The sequence below is a fragment of the Isoptericola sp. NPDC056578 genome, assembly GCF_042793275.1.
GTDB lineage: Bacteria > Actinomycetota > Actinomycetes > Actinomycetales > Cellulomonadaceae > Isoptericola.
In genome coordinates, this window is sequence record NZ_JBHTVC010000015.1 from 13,123 (window position 1) to 28,998 (window position 15,876).

General features: G+C 75.5%; 16 protein-coding genes and 2 pseudogenes. 8 read left to right on the forward strand and 10 right to left on the reverse strand.

What is annotated here, in order from left to right; all coding sequences use genetic code 11:
- Together ACFQ80_RS08125 and ACFQ80_RS08130 are read left to right on the forward strand one after the other, a co-directional pair.
- Positions 1-229 (forward strand): annotated as a pseudogene (locus ACFQ80_RS08125) (F420-0--gamma-glutamyl ligase); the annotation flags it as partial.
- Positions 230-358: 129 nt separating this feature from the next.
- The gene (locus tag ACFQ80_RS08130) at positions 359-763 is read left to right on the forward strand and encodes a hypothetical protein (RefSeq protein WP_430563283.1); all 405 of its coding nucleotides are present in this window, start codon (positions 359-361) and stop codon (positions 761-763) included.
- A 27-nt stretch (positions 764-790) separates the two neighbouring features.
- Here the strand turns inward: ACFQ80_RS08130 and ACFQ80_RS08135 are convergent, their stop codons facing one another.
- Positions 791-1,156 (reverse strand): VOC family protein, encoded by a 366-nt coding sequence (locus ACFQ80_RS08135; RefSeq protein WP_430549828.1) that lies wholly within the window; start codon positions 1,154-1,156, stop codon positions 791-793.
- A 216-nt stretch (positions 1,157-1,372) separates the two neighbouring features.
- Here ACFQ80_RS08135 and ACFQ80_RS08140 point away from each other — a divergent pair, with 216 nt between their 5' ends.
- Positions 1,373-2,251, forward strand: a complete 879-nt coding sequence (locus ACFQ80_RS08140; protein ID WP_430563284.1) for an SGNH/GDSL hydrolase family protein — start codon at positions 1,373-1,375, stop codon at positions 2,249-2,251.
- A 28-nt stretch (positions 2,252-2,279) separates the two neighbouring features.
- Here ACFQ80_RS08140 and ACFQ80_RS08145 read toward each other — a convergent pair whose 3' ends face one another.
- The 4 genes and pseudogenes from ACFQ80_RS08145 to ACFQ80_RS08160 all read right to left on the reverse strand — a co-directional run bounded on the left by ACFQ80_RS08145 (position 2,280) and on the right by ACFQ80_RS08160 (position 6,580).
- Entirely contained in the window at positions 2,280-2,795 is a 516-nt protein-coding gene (locus ACFQ80_RS08145) for a YbaK/EbsC family protein (RefSeq protein ID WP_430563333.1), read from the reverse strand.
- Between the two features lie 96 nt (positions 2,796-2,891).
- A pseudogene (locus ACFQ80_RS08150) lies at positions 2,892-3,893 on the reverse strand (AI-2E family transporter); the annotation flags it as partial.
- Positions 3,894-3,967: 74 nt separating this feature from the next.
- Complete coding sequence (gene corA, locus ACFQ80_RS08155; RefSeq protein WP_430549830.1) at positions 3,968-5,155, reverse strand: magnesium/cobalt transporter CorA; 1,188 nt, start codon at positions 5,153-5,155, stop codon at positions 3,968-3,970.
- A gap of 381 nt (positions 5,156-5,536) precedes the next feature.
- Positions 5,537-6,580 (reverse strand): alcohol dehydrogenase catalytic domain-containing protein, encoded by a 1,044-nt coding sequence (locus ACFQ80_RS08160; protein ID WP_430563285.1) that lies wholly within the window; start codon positions 6,578-6,580, stop codon positions 5,537-5,539.
- A 129-nt stretch (positions 6,581-6,709) separates the two neighbouring features.
- Here ACFQ80_RS08160 and ACFQ80_RS08165 point away from each other — a divergent pair, with 129 nt between their 5' ends.
- Entirely contained in the window at positions 6,710-9,028 is a 2,319-nt protein-coding gene (locus tag ACFQ80_RS08165) for a M28 family peptidase (RefSeq protein WP_430563286.1), read from the forward strand.
- A 6-nt stretch (positions 9,029-9,034) separates the two neighbouring features.
- Here the strand turns inward: ACFQ80_RS08165 and ACFQ80_RS08170 are convergent, their stop codons facing one another.
- Positions 9,035-9,430, reverse strand: coding sequence for an MmcQ/YjbR family DNA-binding protein (locus ACFQ80_RS08170; RefSeq protein WP_430563287.1), 396 nt, complete (start codon positions 9,428-9,430; stop codon positions 9,035-9,037).
- Positions 9,431-9,512: 82 nt separating this feature from the next.
- On the opposite strand from ACFQ80_RS08170, the gene ACFQ80_RS08175 reads away from it, so the two are divergent.
- Positions 9,513-9,869 (forward strand): YybH family protein, encoded by a 357-nt coding sequence (locus ACFQ80_RS08175; protein WP_430563288.1) that lies wholly within the window; start codon positions 9,513-9,515, stop codon positions 9,867-9,869.
- A gap of 16 nt (positions 9,870-9,885) precedes the next feature.
- Here ACFQ80_RS08175 and ACFQ80_RS08180 read toward each other — a convergent pair whose 3' ends face one another.
- Genes ACFQ80_RS08180 through ACFQ80_RS08190 form a run of 3 tightly spaced genes read right to left on the reverse strand, consistent with a single transcriptional unit; the run spans position 9,886 to position 12,389 of the window.
- Positions 9,886-10,734, reverse strand: coding sequence for a hypothetical protein (locus ACFQ80_RS08180; RefSeq protein ID WP_430563289.1), 849 nt, complete (start codon positions 10,732-10,734; stop codon positions 9,886-9,888).
- A gap of 9 nt (positions 10,735-10,743) precedes the next feature.
- Positions 10,744-11,394 carry a histidine phosphatase family protein gene (locus tag ACFQ80_RS08185; RefSeq protein WP_430563290.1) on the reverse strand — a complete coding sequence of 217 codons (651 nt, stop codon included), beginning with the start codon at positions 11,392-11,394 and terminating at the stop codon, positions 10,744-10,746.
- Between the two features lie 38 nt (positions 11,395-11,432).
- Positions 11,433-12,389, reverse strand: coding sequence for an NAD(P)/FAD-dependent oxidoreductase (locus tag ACFQ80_RS08190; protein WP_430563291.1), 957 nt, complete (start codon positions 12,387-12,389; stop codon positions 11,433-11,435).
- Between the two features lie 71 nt (positions 12,390-12,460).
- Between ACFQ80_RS08190 and ACFQ80_RS08195 the strand changes: the two genes are divergently transcribed.
- From ACFQ80_RS08195 to ACFQ80_RS08205, 3 genes are all read left to right on the forward strand, one after another.
- Positions 12,461-12,937 (forward strand): MerR family transcriptional regulator, encoded by a 477-nt coding sequence (locus ACFQ80_RS08195; RefSeq protein ID WP_430563292.1) that lies wholly within the window; start codon positions 12,461-12,463, stop codon positions 12,935-12,937.
- Positions 12,934-14,067 carry a P1 family peptidase gene (locus ACFQ80_RS08200; RefSeq protein WP_430563293.1) on the forward strand — a complete coding sequence of 378 codons (1,134 nt, stop codon included), beginning with the start codon at positions 12,934-12,936 and terminating at the stop codon, positions 14,065-14,067. The genes ACFQ80_RS08195 and ACFQ80_RS08200 overlap by 4 nt, the downstream gene beginning before the upstream one ends.
- A 93-nt stretch (positions 14,068-14,160) precedes the next feature.
- Positions 14,161-15,156: a ScyD/ScyE family protein gene (locus tag ACFQ80_RS08205; protein ID WP_430549840.1), complete on the forward strand. Its 996-nt coding sequence runs from the start codon at positions 14,161-14,163 to the stop codon at positions 15,154-15,156.
- Positions 15,157-15,186: 30 nt separating this feature from the next.
- Here the strand turns inward: ACFQ80_RS08205 and ACFQ80_RS08210 are convergent, their stop codons facing one another.
- On the reverse strand, positions 15,187-15,783 hold the full coding sequence (locus ACFQ80_RS08210) for an HhH-GPD-type base excision DNA repair protein (RefSeq protein ID WP_430563294.1): 597 nt from the start codon (positions 15,781-15,783) through the stop codon (positions 15,187-15,189).
- Positions 15,784-15,876 lie beyond the last annotated feature (93 nt).

The window sequence follows — 15,876 nt, forward strand, 5'->3', positions numbered from 1 at the left end:
GGACGAGGTCGCAGCCGCCTCGGAGCTGGTGCGCGGCAAGGCGGACGGCCGACCCGTCGCGGTGGTGCGCGGCCTCGCGCGGCACGTCCGCGCGGGGGAGGGGCCGGAGGCCGACGGCCCCGGTGCCCGCACGCTGGTGCGCCCCAGCGCCGACGACCTGTTCCGTGAGGGCAGCGCGGAGGCCTACGCCCGCGGCCTCGCCGACGGTCGCGCCGACCTCGCGAGGTAGCACCGGAACCCGCGAGGTAGCACCGGAACCCGCGAGGTAGCACCGATCTCCGCGAGGTAGCACCGGAACCCGCGAGGTAGTCCGGGATTCCGCTCGCGGAGCCCGCGCGCCGTCGCCTACGGTGCCGACATGCCTGCGCCGGAGAACCCCCTGCCCGCGGACTGGATCGAGCACCGCCGCCCCGACGACCGCGAGGCGCTGGGCTGGCTGCGCCCCGAGGGCGACGGCTGGGTCGCCGTGTCGCTGCTCGGTCGGGACGTGAGCGGGCCGCTCGACTGGACGGATGCCGAGGAGGCGCTCGAGTCGACCGGGCTGTCGTGGATGGCCGACGTCTGGACGCTCGAGCGCGACGACGACGAGCCGCTGCGCGTGAAGCTCGTCGAGGTCACGCCCGACCGCGTCGTCGTGCAGACCGACGACCTCGGCGCGATCGACGTCGCCGTCGAGCGGTTCGCGCTGCCGTGGCCGGCCCCGTCGGCGCTGCACCCGCGGCGGGAGGGCGACCCCGACGGAGGCGCCCTGTTCGCCCGCTGAGGCGCCGAGAAGCCGGCCCCGGTCGGCTCAGCCGGCGTCCGTCGTGCCCTCGTAGAGGCCGATCCGGTTGCCGTCCGGGTCCTCCAGCACGGCCCACCAGCTGGTGGGGCTGATCTCGGACTTCTCCATGAGCACCGTGCCGCCCAGCTCGCGCACCCGGGCGAGGGTCTCGTCGATGGAGTCGACCTCGACGTAGCTGCGGGGCTGGTCGAACCCGTCGCCGCGCGGCGCCAGCCCGCCCCCGCTGATCTGGTTGGGTGCCCGCCACATCGGGTAGTCCTCGAACCCGGGCGGTGCCTCGATCTGCCAGCCGAACAGGCCGGAGTAGAAGCCTCTGGCGCGTTCCTTGTCCGTCACCGGGATGTCGATGTGCGTGATGTCGCCGTGAGCCATCGTCGTGCCCCTCGGTCGCGTGGTCGTGGGTGGTCGGGTGCGGTCCCGCTCGGGGAGCGGGGCGCTCTCACCACGCTAGCCGCGGCCCGGCGACCGGCAGGGCGGGTGCCGGGGGCAAGGATCGTCGGCGCGTCGTCTGGTAGACGCCGTCGCACGTCGTGATACTCGGTCTCGGCGTTCACCGTCGAGCGCCTGCGGACACACAAGGGAGTTGTCATGCACCTCGCACGTCGCACTCGCCGTACCGCCCTCGCCGCGGCCTCCGCCGCCGCGCTCGCCGCCGCCGGCGTCGTCGCCGTCGCGGCACCCGCCGGAGCGGCGCCTGATCCGGTGCGGTACGTCGCCCTCGGCGACTCGTACTCGGCCGGGTCGGGCATCCTTCCGCCCGATCCCGACGCCCCGCTCGCCTGCCTGCGCACGACGCTGAACTACCCGCACTTCGTCGCCGACCGTCTCGGCGCGGACCTGGTGGACGTCACCTGCGGGGCGGCCCAGACCAAGGACCTCGGCAAGGCCCAGTATCCGGGCGTCGCGCCGCAGCTCGACGCCGTGACCGAGGACGCCGACCTGGTCACGCTCACCATCGGCGGCAACGACAACAGCACGTTCATCGGCGCGCTGCTGGCCTGCGGCTCGGCCGGCGCCGTCACGGCCGGGCGCGGCAACCCGTGCGAGCGCACCTACGGCGACCGCTTCACCGACCAGGTCGAGGAGTCCACGTACCCGGCCGTCCGGCAGGCGCTCGAGGACATCAAGGCCCGGGCGCCGCACGCCGACGTCGCGATCCTCGGCTACCCGTGGATCGTGCCCGCGGAGAAGGGGTGCTTCTCCAAGCTCCCCGTCGCGGCGGGCGACGTGCCCTACCTGCGCGACCTGCAGGCCACGCTCAACGGCGTCATCGAGCGGGCCGCCGACGAGGCGGGGGCGACGTTCGTCGACCTCGCGGAGCGCAGCGAGGGCCGCGACGCCTGCGCCCCGGCCGGCGAGCGCTGGGTGGAACCGTTGCTGTTCGGCACGAACGTGGTGCCCGTGCACCCGAACGCGCGCGGCGAGAGCGCGATGGCGGACGCCGCCCTGGACGCGCTGGGCTACTGAGCGGACCCGTGCCCGAGGACAGCCGGATTCACTCCGCGGGCGGCACGACCGGCGTCGGCGTGCCGCCCGTGATCCGCACCAGCTCGTCGTAGGACGTCGGGAACACGGTCCGCGCGTGCCCCGCCGCGGCCCACACGACGTCGTGGCCCCGGAGGTCGACGTCGACGAGCGTGCGCACGGGGGCGGGATGGCCCACGGGCGCGACGCCGCCGATCACCTGGCCGGTGGCGTCGCGCACGGTCTCCTTGCTCGCCCGCGCGAGCCGGCCGCCGAGGCGGGAGCCCAGGAACTCGGTGTCGACGCGGTGGGCGCCGCTCGTCAGGACGAGCACCGGCTCGTCGTCGAGCGTGAAGACCAGCGAGTTCGCGATGGCGCCGACGGGGACACCGAGGGCCTCGGCGGCCCGTGCGGCGGTGGTGGCGTGGTCGTCGAGCCAACGTATGTCGCCGTCCGCGCCGGCGCCGTCCAGCGCGTGCCGGACCCGGTCCACGGCGGGGTGCGAGGGGGCAGGTTCGGCGGGGGCATCGGCGACGGCGCCGGGCATCGGGGTGGCGGGGCGCTCGTCCTGGGGCGTGACGTCGTCGCCCGAGAGCCACCGGAGCCACACGGTGCGCGGGTCGCCCTCGAGGACGAGCGCCCGCACCAGCAGGGTGAGCGGGATCGCGAGGATGGCGCCGAGCGGGCCGATGACGAAGGTCCAGAAGACCACGGACATGAAGCTCAGCGTGAGGCTGAGGCTGACGGCGTCGGAGACGAACTTGGGCTGCACGAGCACCTGGAGCACCACGTTCACGACGCAGTAGACGGCCGCGACGGCCAGGGCCAGGGGCCAGCCGCCGACGACGAACGCCATGACGAGCGGCGGGACCAGGCCGAGCACGAACCCGATGTTCGGGATGAAGTTGGTGACGAACGCGAGGATCGCCCACACGACCGGGGCGGGGACGCCGAGCAGCGCGAGCGCGAAGCCGTCGACGATCGCGACGATCGCACCGAAGGTCGCGTTGACCACGAAGTAGCGGCGCACCCCGGTGCTGAACCGCGTCGCGCGACCGATCTGCTCCGCGTGCGTGGCGCCGAAGACGCGGGACGCGGTCGCGTACCGGGCGGCGTCGGCCGCCATGAAGATCGCGTAGGCGAGCACGAAGAAGAAGGCCGTCGCGATCGACAGGACCATGCCGCTCACGCTGCCTGCGAGGGACAGCAGCCGGGAGGGCTCCAGGAACGACGTCGCGGCGTCGGTGACCTGCGTGTCCAGGCCGAGCTCGGCGAGCTGTGCGGCGATCTGGGACACCGACTGCTCGAGGTCGCGGAAGTACTCGGTGACCAGGTCGGCGAACTGGAAGCCGGCGAAGACGAGCATCGCGAGCAGGGCCGCGAGGATGAGGTACGCGACGACGATCACGGCCGTGGTCGCCGCCCAGCGCGGCCAGCCCCGGGCCTCGAGCGGGCGGCGCACGGGGTGGCAGATGATGACGATCACGGCGGCGAGGAACACCGGCGCCAGGACGTCCGAGGCCCAGTGCACCCCCGCGAGGACGAGGACGGCCGCACCGAGCGACACGAGCGTGCGGGTGGCGGGGTTGAGACCGCCGGGGTCGGTGGTCGGGCTGCCGGGCGCGGTCGTCGCGGTCGAGGTCACCCCGCGACCCTAGCGACCGCGCCCGGCGACGGCGCGCGCGACCACGCGGCGGCAGCCGCCCGGCGTGGCCCCGCTCAGATCCAGCGCTTCCAGCGGAAGACGGCGAAGAGCGCCACGCTCACGCTGAGCATGGCCACCAGCGCGGCCGGGTAGCCCCAGGCCCAGTGCAGCTCCGGCATGTCGTCGAAGTTCATCCCGTACACGGTGCCGACCAGGGTCGGCGCGAACAGGATGGCCGCCCACCCGGAGATCTTCTTGACCTCCTCGCCCTGGCGGATGCTCACCTCCGTGAGGTGCGTCATCTCCTCGTTCTGCCGCTGGGCCACGAGGGTCGCGTTCACGGTGAGGATGTCGCGCAGGGCGGCGCGGAACGACTCGACGCGGTCCGCGACCTCGGTGAGGTGGTCGGCGACGTCGCGCAGGTACGCCTGCATCTCCTCGGTGACGCCGTACTTCTCCGCGCCCTTGGCGAGCGAGCCGCACACGCGCTGCAGGGGGCGCACCGCCCGCTGGAACTCGACCACCTCGCGGGAGAGCTCGTAGATGCGGCGCGACACCGCCGCGTCGCCGCCGAACACCTCGGACTCGATCTCGTCGATGTCGCCGTCGAGCCCGGCCACGACGGGTGCGTAGTCGTCGACGACGCGGTCCACGATCGCGTACAGCACCGACTCGGGGCCGCGGGCCAGCATGGCCGGGTGCGCCTCGAGGTGGGTGCGCACGGCCGCCAGGTCGGGGCACGCGCCGTGCCGGACCGTGACGACGAAGTCGGGGCCCACGAAGACGTGCAGCTCGGAGAACTCCACCTCCTCCGCGTGGTCGAGGTAGCGGGCCGCGTGCAGGACGACGAACAGCGTGTCGCCGTAGCGCTCGATCTTGGGCCGCTGGTGCGCGACGATCGCGTCCTCGACGGCCAGGGGGTGCAGGTCGAACTCCCGCGCCAGCTGGGCGAGCTCGGTCTCGTCGGGTCGTTCGAGCCCGATCCACGCCATGCCGCCGGGGTGGGCGCGCAGCTCGCGGAACGTGTCCGCGAGGCGCGTGAAGCTCGCGACCCGGCGGCCGTCGGCGTCGTACAGGGCGGACTCGACGATCGACGAGCGGCCGGGCACGTCGCGCCGCGTCGCCGAGGCGTCGGTGCGGGCGCTGCCGAGGTGGCCACCCGCGCCGGAGGCCGGGGTGGCGCGGCGGGGGCGCAGCGCGCCGAGCAGGGGACGGGTGCGGACCGTGCGGGAGCCGGTGGCGCGGGGGGAGGTGACGGACATGGCGGACTCCGAGGGCGTGCAGGGACGAGGGACGGTCGTCGGTCCCGCGACTGCGGCTGGGGGCGCCCCGGATCGTCGGGGCGCTCGGAGAACGGTGGCGCCGGTCAGGAGCGCGTGCGCCACGGCCGCCCGGCGTCGTGGCCGGGCGGGGAGCCGTCAGTCGCGGCTCGGACTACTGGGAGGCTCGCTACGGGTCATGTGGCGCGCACCTCCCTCGTCGTCGTCGCGGCGGTCGCCGCTGCTGCTCAGGCCGTCGGCCAGCATAGCCCCGACCGGGTGGCCGGGCCATGACCGGGAGGGTGCCGGCGGGGTGATCTCCGTGACGTCGACGTCGGTTCCCTGCCGCCCCGCCTCGCCCGCCCCGCTCTGTCCGCCCCGTGTTCAGCGGCGCGGGTCGACGACGACCATCCCGGAGCGCGGGGTGCGGGGCAGGTCGGGGAGGAGCCGCGCCCCCTCGTCCAGGCCGACGACGCGGTCGACGAGGTCGGCGGGGCGCAGCGTGCCGTCGGCGACCCGCGCCAGCATCTCCGGGTAGTCGGCGGCGGCCATCCCGTGGCTGCCCAGCACGTCCAGCTCCCAGCCGATCACGCGGGACATCGGCACGCGGGGGTGGCCGTCGACCGGCGGCAGCAGGCCGACCTGCACGTGCCGCCCGCGGCGGCGCAGGCTGCCGATCGCGTCGGCGCAGGTGCGCTCGCTGCCGACCGCGTCGACGCTCACGTGGCAGCCGCCGGTGAGGTCCTGCACCACCGCGGCGACGTCGACGTCCTCGTCCGCGCGGACGGTGTGCGCGGCCCCGGCCCGGCGCGCGGCCTCGAGCGCGCCGTCGTGCCGGTCGACGGCCACCACCTGGGCGCCGAGCGCCGCGGCGACCATGACGGCGCTGAGGCCCACGCCGCCCGCGCCCAGCACCACGACGCGCTCGTCCGGGAGCACCCGGGCCCGGCCTGCGACGGCACGGTAGGCCGTGGCGAAGCGGCAGCCGAGGCTCGCGGCGGTGGCGTCGTCCACGGCGTCGGGCAGGCCGACGAGGTTGGTGTCGGCGGCGTGCAGCACCACGAGCTCCGCGAACGACCCGGCGTGCGTGAACCCGGGCTGCGTCTGGTCGGGGCAGACCTGCGCCTGCCCGGAGCGGCACCAGTCGCAGTGCCCGCAACCGCAGACGAACGGCGACGTCACGCGGTCGCCCACGCTCCAGCGCCGCACGCCGTCGCCCACCGCGGCGACCACCCCGGCGAGCTCGTGGCCGGGCACGTGGGGGAGGGAGGTGATGTCCGTGTCGTGCCCCGCCCAGGCGTGCCAGTCGCTCAGGCACAGGCCGCTCGCGTGGACACGCACCACGACGCCGCCGGGCGGCGCCGCGGGGTCGGGCATCCCGCGAACCGTGACGGGCCCGCCGAACCGGTCGAACGTCATCGCGCGCACGGGGCGATCCAACCATCGATCCGCAGGTCGGTCCGCCTGTCGGTCCGGCGATGGTCCAGGCGGCGGTCCACCTGAGACGGCGCGTATCACGATTGGGCCACACCGCGCGGGCGCCGCTAGCGTGCCCGGGTGACCCACACCCGGTCGCGGGCGACGTCGCTCGCGTGCTCCCTTTTCCTGCTCGTCCTGACGGCGCTCGCCGTCTGGGCGGTGCTGCCGCCGTCCGCCCGGTCGGCGGACGCCGCCGCGGACGAGTTCAGCGCCGAGCGGGCGTTCGCGACGGTCGAGGCGGTCGGCGGCGAGGTGCACCCGCACGGCACGGCCGCCGCGGCCGCCGTCCGCGACACGATCGTGGCCGACCTGGAGGAGCTCGGGCTCGCCCCGGAGGTGACCGACGGTGTCGGCATGTCCGGCCGGCTGGGCGACCAGAGCCGCGTCGCGGCCACGAAGAACGTCGTCGCCACGATCCCGGGGACCGACCCGACCGGTCCGGTCTTCCTCGTCGCGCACTACGACTCCGCCGAGGTGTCGCACGGCGCCAACGACGACGGCGCCGGCGTCGCGACCCTGCTGGAGACCGCCCGCGCGCTCGGCGCCGGCGAACCGCTGCGCAACGACCTCGTGCTCGTGTTCACCGACGCGGAGGAGGCGTGCCTGTGCGGCGCGGAGGCGTTCGCGGACTCCGACCCGCGCGCGGCCGACGGGGGCGTCGTGGTCAACGTCGAGGCCCGCGGCTCGTCCGGCCCGGCGATCATGTTCGAGACGTCGGACGGCAACGCGGCCCTCGTCGACGCCTACTCCCACGTGCCGTACCCCGTGGGCAGCTCGATGGCGGTCGAGGTGTACCGCATCCTGCCGAACGACACCGACTTCTCGCCGTTCCTCGACGACCCGGAGGGCCGGTTCACCGGCCTCAACTCCGCGTACATCGACGGCTCGGCGACCTACCACGCGCCGCAGGACACCCCCGAGCGGATGTCGACGGCGAGCCTGCAGCACCACGGCGCCAACATGCTGGCGCTGGCGCGCGAGCTCGGGGACGCCGACGCGGCGGCGCTCGCCACGCCGTCGGCCGACGACGCCACCTACTTCCCGCTGCCGGGAGGGGTGCTCGCGCGCTACCCGGGCTGGCTGGTGTGGCCGCTCGCCGTCGCCGCCGTGGTCGCGGTCGGTGCCCTGGCCGTCGCCCTCGCCCGCCGGCGCGAGGTGCGGGGCGAGCGGACCACGGCCGGCACCCTCGCCCTGGGCTTCGCGTCCGCGCTGCTCCCGCTCGCCGGGGCCGTCGTCGGGTCGATCACCCTGTGGTGGGTCATGGGCCTGGTGCGGCCCGGCTACGACGAGATGCTCGACCCGTGGCGACCGTGGGGCTTCCGCGTCGCGCTGCTCGGCATCGTCGCGACCGTGTGGACCGCCTGGTTCCTCGGGCTGCGCCGATCGCTCGGCGGGGCGGCGCTCGCGGTCGGGACGCTCGGCTGGCTCGCCGTCCTCGGCGTCGTCCTCGCCGCCGTCACGCCCGGCGGCTCCTACCTCGCCGCGCTGCCGGCGCTCGCGGGCGCCGTGGCCTGGCTGCTCACGCTGCGGGTGGCGCGCGGCGTCGTGGGCCGCCGCGTGGTCGTGACCCTGGGCGCGGCCGTGGGCGTCGTCGTGCTGGTGCCGATCGTGCTGCTGTTCTTCCCGGCGCTGGGCCTCGCGACGGGCGCCGCGCCCGCGGTCGTCGCCGCGCTTCTCGCGCTGGCGCTCACCCCCGTCCTCGCGGTGCTGTGGCCCCGCGGCCGGCGTCGCGCGCTCGGGCTGGTGGGCGGGTGCGCCGCGGTGGGCGTCGTCGCGCTCGTCGTCGGATTCGTCGCCGACCCGTTCGACGCCGAGCACCCCGAGCCCACCCGCCTCGCGTACGCGCTGGACGCCGACACCGGCTCGGCGCACTGGGTCTCCGACGAGGGCACCCCGAGCAGGTGGACCGCGCAGTTCGTGGACACCGAGACCGACCTGTCCGAGCCGTTCCCGATGTTCGCGGGCGAGGTGCACGCCGGCGACGCCGAGGCGGCCGACCTGCCCGCCCCCGTCGTCGACGTGCTGGACGCCGAGCCGGCGGGCGACGCCCGCGTCCTCACCCTGCGCGTGACCCCCGGTGCGGGGGCGCCGATCGGCACCGCGGGAGCCCTGCGGTACGTGCAGCTGAACGCCTCGAGCGTGGAGAGCGCGAAGGTCGCCGGCCGGACGGTGCCGGTCGAGGGCGGCGCCCTCGACACCCGCTTCTACGCCCCGGGCGACGACGGCTTCGAGGTGCGGCTCGTCGTGCCCGCCGGGCAGCCGCTGGACCTGCGGGTCGTCGCCGCCGGCGGCGGGCTGGAGGACCTGCCCGGGTTCCGCCCGCGGCCCGCCGACGTCGGCGTGGCCGGGTCGCACACGTCCGAGCTGGTGCTGGTCGGGACGTCCGTCTCCCTCTGACGGGCGTCAGCCGGCGGTCGCCGCGCCGTCGTCCGGCGGCTCCGGCCGGTCGACGGCCTCGGCCAGCGTGCGTGGCGCCTGGAGGCAGTAGGAGTCGGTGAGCAGCTCGGCCATCTCGTCCCAGTCGGTGCGGTCGTCGAGGACCACGCCCACGACGTTGCCGCCCCAGCCGGCGCGGAAGTACGGGTGACCGAGGTGCTCGAACGCCCGGACCTCCTGCGGCTCGGCGCGGAAGGTCACGCGGAAGAGCTGGTCCTCGCCGCCGAAGACGTGCGCCACGGTGGCCTTGCGCACCCGCCACCGGACACCGGTCCAGGCGTCCTCCCGCGCGCACTCCGGGAAGTCGAGCAGGCTCCCCAGGTGCTCGACGAGCGAGGGAGGGACGTCGGGGCGATCGGGCATGACCCGAATCTCGCACGCGGCACCGACAGGCGGGCCACCCAGGACCGTGGACGGACGTCGGTGGCGGTGGCACGATCGCCGCATGGTCAACGATGAGCATGTGCCGGCGCTCGAGCCCGACGACCTCGGACGGCTGTTCGTCGAACGGTTGAACGCCGGCGACCTCGAGGGCCTGGTCGCCCTCTACGAGCCCGACGCCGTGTTCGCGTTCCCGCCCGGGGAGCAGCAGGTCGGTCGCGAGGCGATCCGGGCGGCCCTCGGGCTGATCCTCGCCGCGCGGCCGCAGCTCGCCCCGGGCGTGCCGGCGCGGGCGCTGGTCCAGGGCGACCTGGCGCTGACGTCCACCCGGTTGGAGTCGGGGGCGGTGACGGCCGAGGTCGCCCGTCGTCAGGCCGACGGGACCTGGCGGTGGGTGCTCGACCAGCCCGCCATCGCCTGACGTCCCGTGCGCGTGCTCAGCCCAGCCGGGCCGTGAGCACGAGCTCCTCGCCGACGTCGAGGCGCACGTCCGCGAGCCGGACCCCGGGCGGCAGCGCAGCCGCGAGGTCGATGCGGCGGTTCGCCGCGGCCTCGACGCGGCCCCGGACGGCGCCGAGCATCGCGGCGACGAGCGGGTTGCCGCTGGAGATGCGCACGTCGCCGACGGTCAGCACCATCGCCGCGTCGACCGAGGCCGACGCCGTGGCGGAGACGCCCGCGGAGAGGAACCCCTTGCGGATCTTCGCCTCGATGCGCAGGCCTGCCGCGCGCGGGCCGTGGGAGTCGAGCTGCACGTCCAGGTCGCTCAGCGTGATGCCCTGGGACTGCAGCGAGACGGCGAGCAGGCCGTGCACGGTCGCGACCAGGCCGGCGCGGGAGACCGCGACGCGGGCGTGACCGGTCACCGGGTGCGCGTCGTCGGGCTCGACCGGCTCGAACCCGACCTGGCCGTCGGCGCCCTCGACCCAGGTGAACCGCAGCCCCTCGGCCTCGGCGGTGACGTCCACGGGCAGGTCGACGGCGGTGAGCGGGTGGGCGTCGACGCGCAGGCGGCGCACCGTGCCGTCCTCGCGCGCGGTGATCGTGCCGGGCTGCCACCCGACGCCCGGGGCCTTCTGCTGCGCGCCGAACGCCACGCCGGTGAGGTCCGCCTCGAGCGTCGCGACGTCCGCGCCCTCCAGGGTGGCGGTGACGCGCGCCCGGTCGAGGCCGGCGACGCCGGCGCCGGCCGCCCGCGTCGCGAGGGCGCGGAGCCGGTCGGCGAGGTCGTCTCCCGTGGTGGGTCGCGGGGCAGGGCCGAGCGGCAGGGGGTGCGCTGAGGTCATGCGGCGAGCCTAGTGGGCGGCCGCGAGGTGGGACGTCGCGCCGAGCTCCACGAGCGTCCGGTTGCCCCACCCGTCGTCGTGGGTGAGGTGGGTGATCGCGCCCGGTGACGTGGCGAAGGCGGCGAAGCCCGCCGCCTCGACGGGGACGTGCAGCCACGCCGTCACGACGAACGTGTGCGCGAAACCGTGCGTCACCACCACGTGGTCGTGGTCCGTGTCCGTCATCAGCCCGGCGACGCACGCGTGGACCCGGTCGGCCACCTCGCGTCGCGTCTCCGCGCCGGGCACGGGGCCGCGGTGGTCGAGCCTGTCGTCGTCGGGCGCGTGGACCCGCCGCGCGGCGAGCCACGCGTTCGGTCGGCCCTCGGCGGTGCCGAAGCTGATCTCCCGCAGTCGCCGGTCGCGCGCGACCGCGACCCCGAGCGCCGCGGCGACGACGTCCGCGGTCTCCGCCGCACGGGCGAGGTCGGAGGTCGTGACGCGCACCGGACGCCGGGGATCCGGACGGGCGTCGAGCCGCCGGCCGAGCTCCGCGGCAACCCGGTGCGCGTCGGCGAGTCCTCGGTCCGTGAGACGCGAGTCGTACCACCCGCCGACGAGGTCGGCGGCGGTGTGCTCGGCCTGCGGATGGGCGACGACGAACAGATGGTGGCGGATCATGCCGCCATCCTGCCCGTCGTCCCGAGCGTGCGAGACGGTCAGCGCGGGCCGGCCAGCAGGTCGGCGTCGATCGACGCCGCGGCGAGCTGTCCGGCCGCCATCGCCGCGGTCACGGAGCTCACGGGCATGGGGAAGTCGGCGGTGTGGGCGAGGTCGCCGGCCGCGAGGACCCCGGGCATGCTGGTGCGGGCCATGGCGTCGACGGCCACGCAGCCGGACTCGCGCAGCTCGAGCCCGAGGCGGGCGGCGAACGGCGCCGCCTGGTGCAGCGTCGGGGCGACCATGATCCCGCCGAGCTCCTCCGCCGCGGCGCCGTCCAGCACGGCCCGTGCGCCCGGGTGCCCGCCGGGCAGCGTCAGCGGCTCCAGGCGGAGCACCTTCTCCGGCCGGACGGCGACGCCGCGGGCGTCGAGCGCCGCGCGGACCTGCGGGTCGACGTCGCCGCCGTCGGCCAGGACGACGACGCGGGTCGCGATCCGCTCGACCAGGCCGGCGACGCGCGGGGCGTGCGGCCCGGCGCCGAGGATCGCGACCGGGGTGCCGGAGAACTCGTGACCGTGGCAGTACGGGCAGTGTGCGGCGACGGTGCCGAACAGCCGCTCCAGCCCGGGCGTCGGGGGCAGCTCGTCGCGCACGCCGGTGGCGAGCAGCAGGCGGCGGGCGGCGACGTCGCCGTCGTCGGTGCGCACGACGAACCCGTCGGCCGGCGACGCGGGGTCGAGCGGGGCGACGTCGTGGGCGGTGGCGCGGCGCAGCTCGACCGTCTCGTACGCGGCCAGCGTGCGGTGCGCGGCGCCGCGGAACTCCGCCGGCGCCACGCCGTCGAAGCCGAGCACGTTGTGCATCGCGTCGGTGGGGTCGTTGCGGTAGGTGCCGGAGTCGAGCACGACGACGTCGCGGTGGGTGCGGCCGAGCATCAGAGCGGCCGCGAGGCCGGCCGGTCCGCCGCCGATGATCACGGCGTCGTGCAGGTCGTGGCGGGTGGTGTCGCTCATGGCGTCTCCTTCGGGTCGGGTTGCGTGCTGACCCCAGGCTGTGACTTCATGTCGACATGAAGTCAAGTGGGATGGCGTCGAGCGGTGCGGCCCAGCAGACGTGGAGCGTGGGGGAGCTGGCCGAGCGCTTCGGCCTGGAGACGCACGTGCTGCGCTACTGGGAGGACGTCGGCCTGCTGGACCCGGTCCGCGACGGCGCGGGGCGGCGGCGCTACGGGCCCGACGACGTCGTGCGGGTGGCGACGATCCTCAGCTCCAAGGTCGCGGGCATGAGCCTCGAGCAGATCCAGGTGCTGCTCGACGCCGGGTCCACGGGGCGCGGCGCCCGTGACCGCCACGAGGTGCTCACCGCGCACCTGGCCGAGCTCGACCGGCGCCAGGAGGAGATCGACCGCTCCCGGCACATGACGGAGCACGCCCTGTCGTGCCGGGCGCACGACATCGCCACGTGCCCGCGGTTCCGCGAGCACGTGCAGGACCTGGTCGACGGCTCCCGCACCTGGCGCGACGTCCACCCGGCTCGGCTCGTCCCCACGGGGCGGGCATGAGCGCCGCGCGGCCGGGGCCCCGCGAGCTCGGCGTCGTCGTCGGCGGTCTGCCCACGGGCCCGGCGAACGCGATCACCGACGTCCCGGGGGTGCGCGTCGGGCACACCACCCTGCACGAGGGCGAGCATCTGCACACGGGCGTCACCGCCGTCGTCCCCGACGCGCTCGGCGCCGGGCCCGGGCAGCGGCGAGCGCTGCCGTGCGGGCTGTTCGTGGGCAACGGGTACGGCAAGCTCGTGGGCGCGACGCAGCTCGAGCAGCTCGGCGCGATCGAGACGCCGATCCTCCTCACCGCGACGCTCTCCGCGTTCCGCGCCGCCGACGCGCTCGTCACCCACGTGCTCGCCTGGCCCGGCTACGAGGACGTGCGCACCCTCAACCCGGTGGTGGGGGAGACGAACGACGGGTACCTCTCGGACATCCGCGCCCGGCCGATCACCGAGGCGCACGTGCTCGCCGCGCTCGACGGCGCGACGTCCGGCCCGGTGGAGCAGGGCTGCGTCGGTGCGGGGGCGGGGACCGCCACGCTCGGGTACAAGGGCGGGATCGGGACGTCGTCGCGCCGGGTCGACGTCGCGGGCCGGCCGCGCACGGTGGGCGTGCTGGTGCAGTCCAACTTCTCCGGCACCCTCACCGTGCAGGGCGTGCCGCTGCCCGCGGCAGATCTGCTCGGCACGGAGTCGATCTCTTCGGCAGTTCCCCGTGCCGAAGAGATCGACGCGGTGCCGAAGGGATCCGGTCCGGCGGAGGGCAACTCGTGCATGATCGTCGTGGCCACCGACGCCCCGCTCGACGCCAGGCGGCTCGAACGGGTGGTGCGCCGCGCCGTGTTCGCCATGGGCCGGGTGGGCTCCGACTTCGCGCACGGCAGCGGCGACTACGGCCTCGCGTTCACGACGGCGGACCCCGCCGACCCGCTCGTGCCCGACGACGCGCTGGACCCGCTGTTCGCGGCCGCGACGGACGCCGTCGAGGAGGCGCTGCTCGCGTCGGTCTTCACCGCCACGACGACCGTCGGGCACCGCGGGACCCGGCACGCGCTGCCCCACGACCGCGCGCTCGGACGGCTGCGCGCCGCCGGGTGGTCGCCGGGGCGAACGGCCCGTGACGGCGAGGGGCATCGGGCGTAGCGTCGATCACGGCGAGGGGAGCGCCACGTCCCGACCCGGCCACCGCGCCGAGCCTCACCGTCCGTGCAACGACGCACCTCGGGAGGGGTCCCCATGCGCACCCCACGCATCATCGCCGTCCTGCTGTCCACCATGCTCGCCGCGACCACGGTCGCGACCGCTGCCGCGACTCCGTCGCACCACGGCCACGACCACGGCCACCATCACGCCGACCCGTCGCTCCTGACCACCGGGCTGTCCGGCGGCGCCGGCTCCACCGTCGGTCCCGACGGGGCCCTCTACGTCACCGAACCGGTATCCGGGGAGGTCTCCCGGATCGACCGCCGCACCGGCGCCGCCTCGACCTTCGTCTCGGGGCTGCCCGTGCAGCAGCCGGGGACGCCCGGCGGCGCACTCGACGTCGCGTTCCGCGGCCGCACCGCGTACGTCCTCGTGTCGCTCGCGGACCCGCAGGTCTCCGGCCTGTACCGGGTCGGCCGGGACGGCGTCGCGCGTCCCGTCGCCGACATCGGCGCCTGGTCGATCGCCCACCCGCCGACGACCGACTTCTTCGTCCCGTCCGGCCTGCAGTACGCCATGGAGCCGTACCGCAGGGGGTTCCTCGTCACCGACGGCCACCACAACCGGGTGCTGTACGTGACGCCCGACGGCTCGATCACGCAGGTCCGCGCGTTCGGCAACGTCGTGCCGACGGGCCTGGAGACCATCGGCCGGACCGTCCTGGTCGCCCAGGCGGGTCCGGTGCCCCACCTGCCGCGCGACGGCCGGGTCGTCGCCTTCACCCCCTGGAGGCACGGCGTCCACGAGGTCGCCTCCGGCGGCCGCCTGCTCGTCGACGTCGAGCGCGGACGGGGCGGGCTCTACGCGCTCGCTCAGGGCCACTTCACCCCGGGCAACCCCGAGGGGTCGCCCGCCGACCCGGACACCGGCCAGGTGATGAAGGCCGGGCGGCACGGCGTCCTGCGAGCCGTGGCGACCGGGCTCGACCGCCCGACGTCCTTCGAGATCGTCGGGCGCACGGCCTACGTCGTCACCCTCGACGGCGAGGTGTGGAAGGTGCCGCTCCCGCACGGGCACCACGGCCGCTGAACCGGCGTCCCGCGGCGGCCGAGCGGGGCCTCAGCCCTGCTTGGCCGCCTTCGCCGCCGCCTTCTGCGCCTTCTTGAAGGTCCGCACCTCGGCGAGGGACTCCGCGCTGGTCACGTCGGCGATCGAGCGGCGCGAGCCGTCGTCGCCGTAGTGCCCGGCGGCCTCCTGCCAGCCCACGGGCCGGACGTCGCGCTGCTTGCCGAGCATGGCGAGGAAGATCTTGGCCTTCTGCTCGCCGAAGCCCGGTAGCGCGCGCAGGCGGGCCAGCACCTCCGCGCCGGTGGCCGGCCCCTCGGCCCCGGCCGTCGTCCAGAGCTTCGCGACGTCGCCGTCGTAGTCGTCCACGATCACCCGCGCCAGCGCCTGCACGCGGCCCGCCATGGACCGGCCGTACCGGTGGATGGCCGGGGGAGTGGTGGCGAGGGTGACGAACTCGTCCGGGTCGGCGTCCGCCACCGCGTGCGGGTCGATGCTGCCCAGCCGGTCGCGGATCTTGCGCGGCCCCGCGAACGCGTGCTCCATCGGGTACTGCTGGTCGAGGAGCATGCCCACGAGCAGCGCGAACATGTCGTCGCTCAGCAGTGCGTCCGTCTCGGGGTCGCCGGTGATCCAGAGCTGTGCCGTCATGGGGCCATTGTGCCGCGCCCCCGTCCGCCGTGGCCCCTCGACGGTCGCCCGTGGCCGGGATCGATTGCGCACCGACGCGCTGCGCTCGGCGCT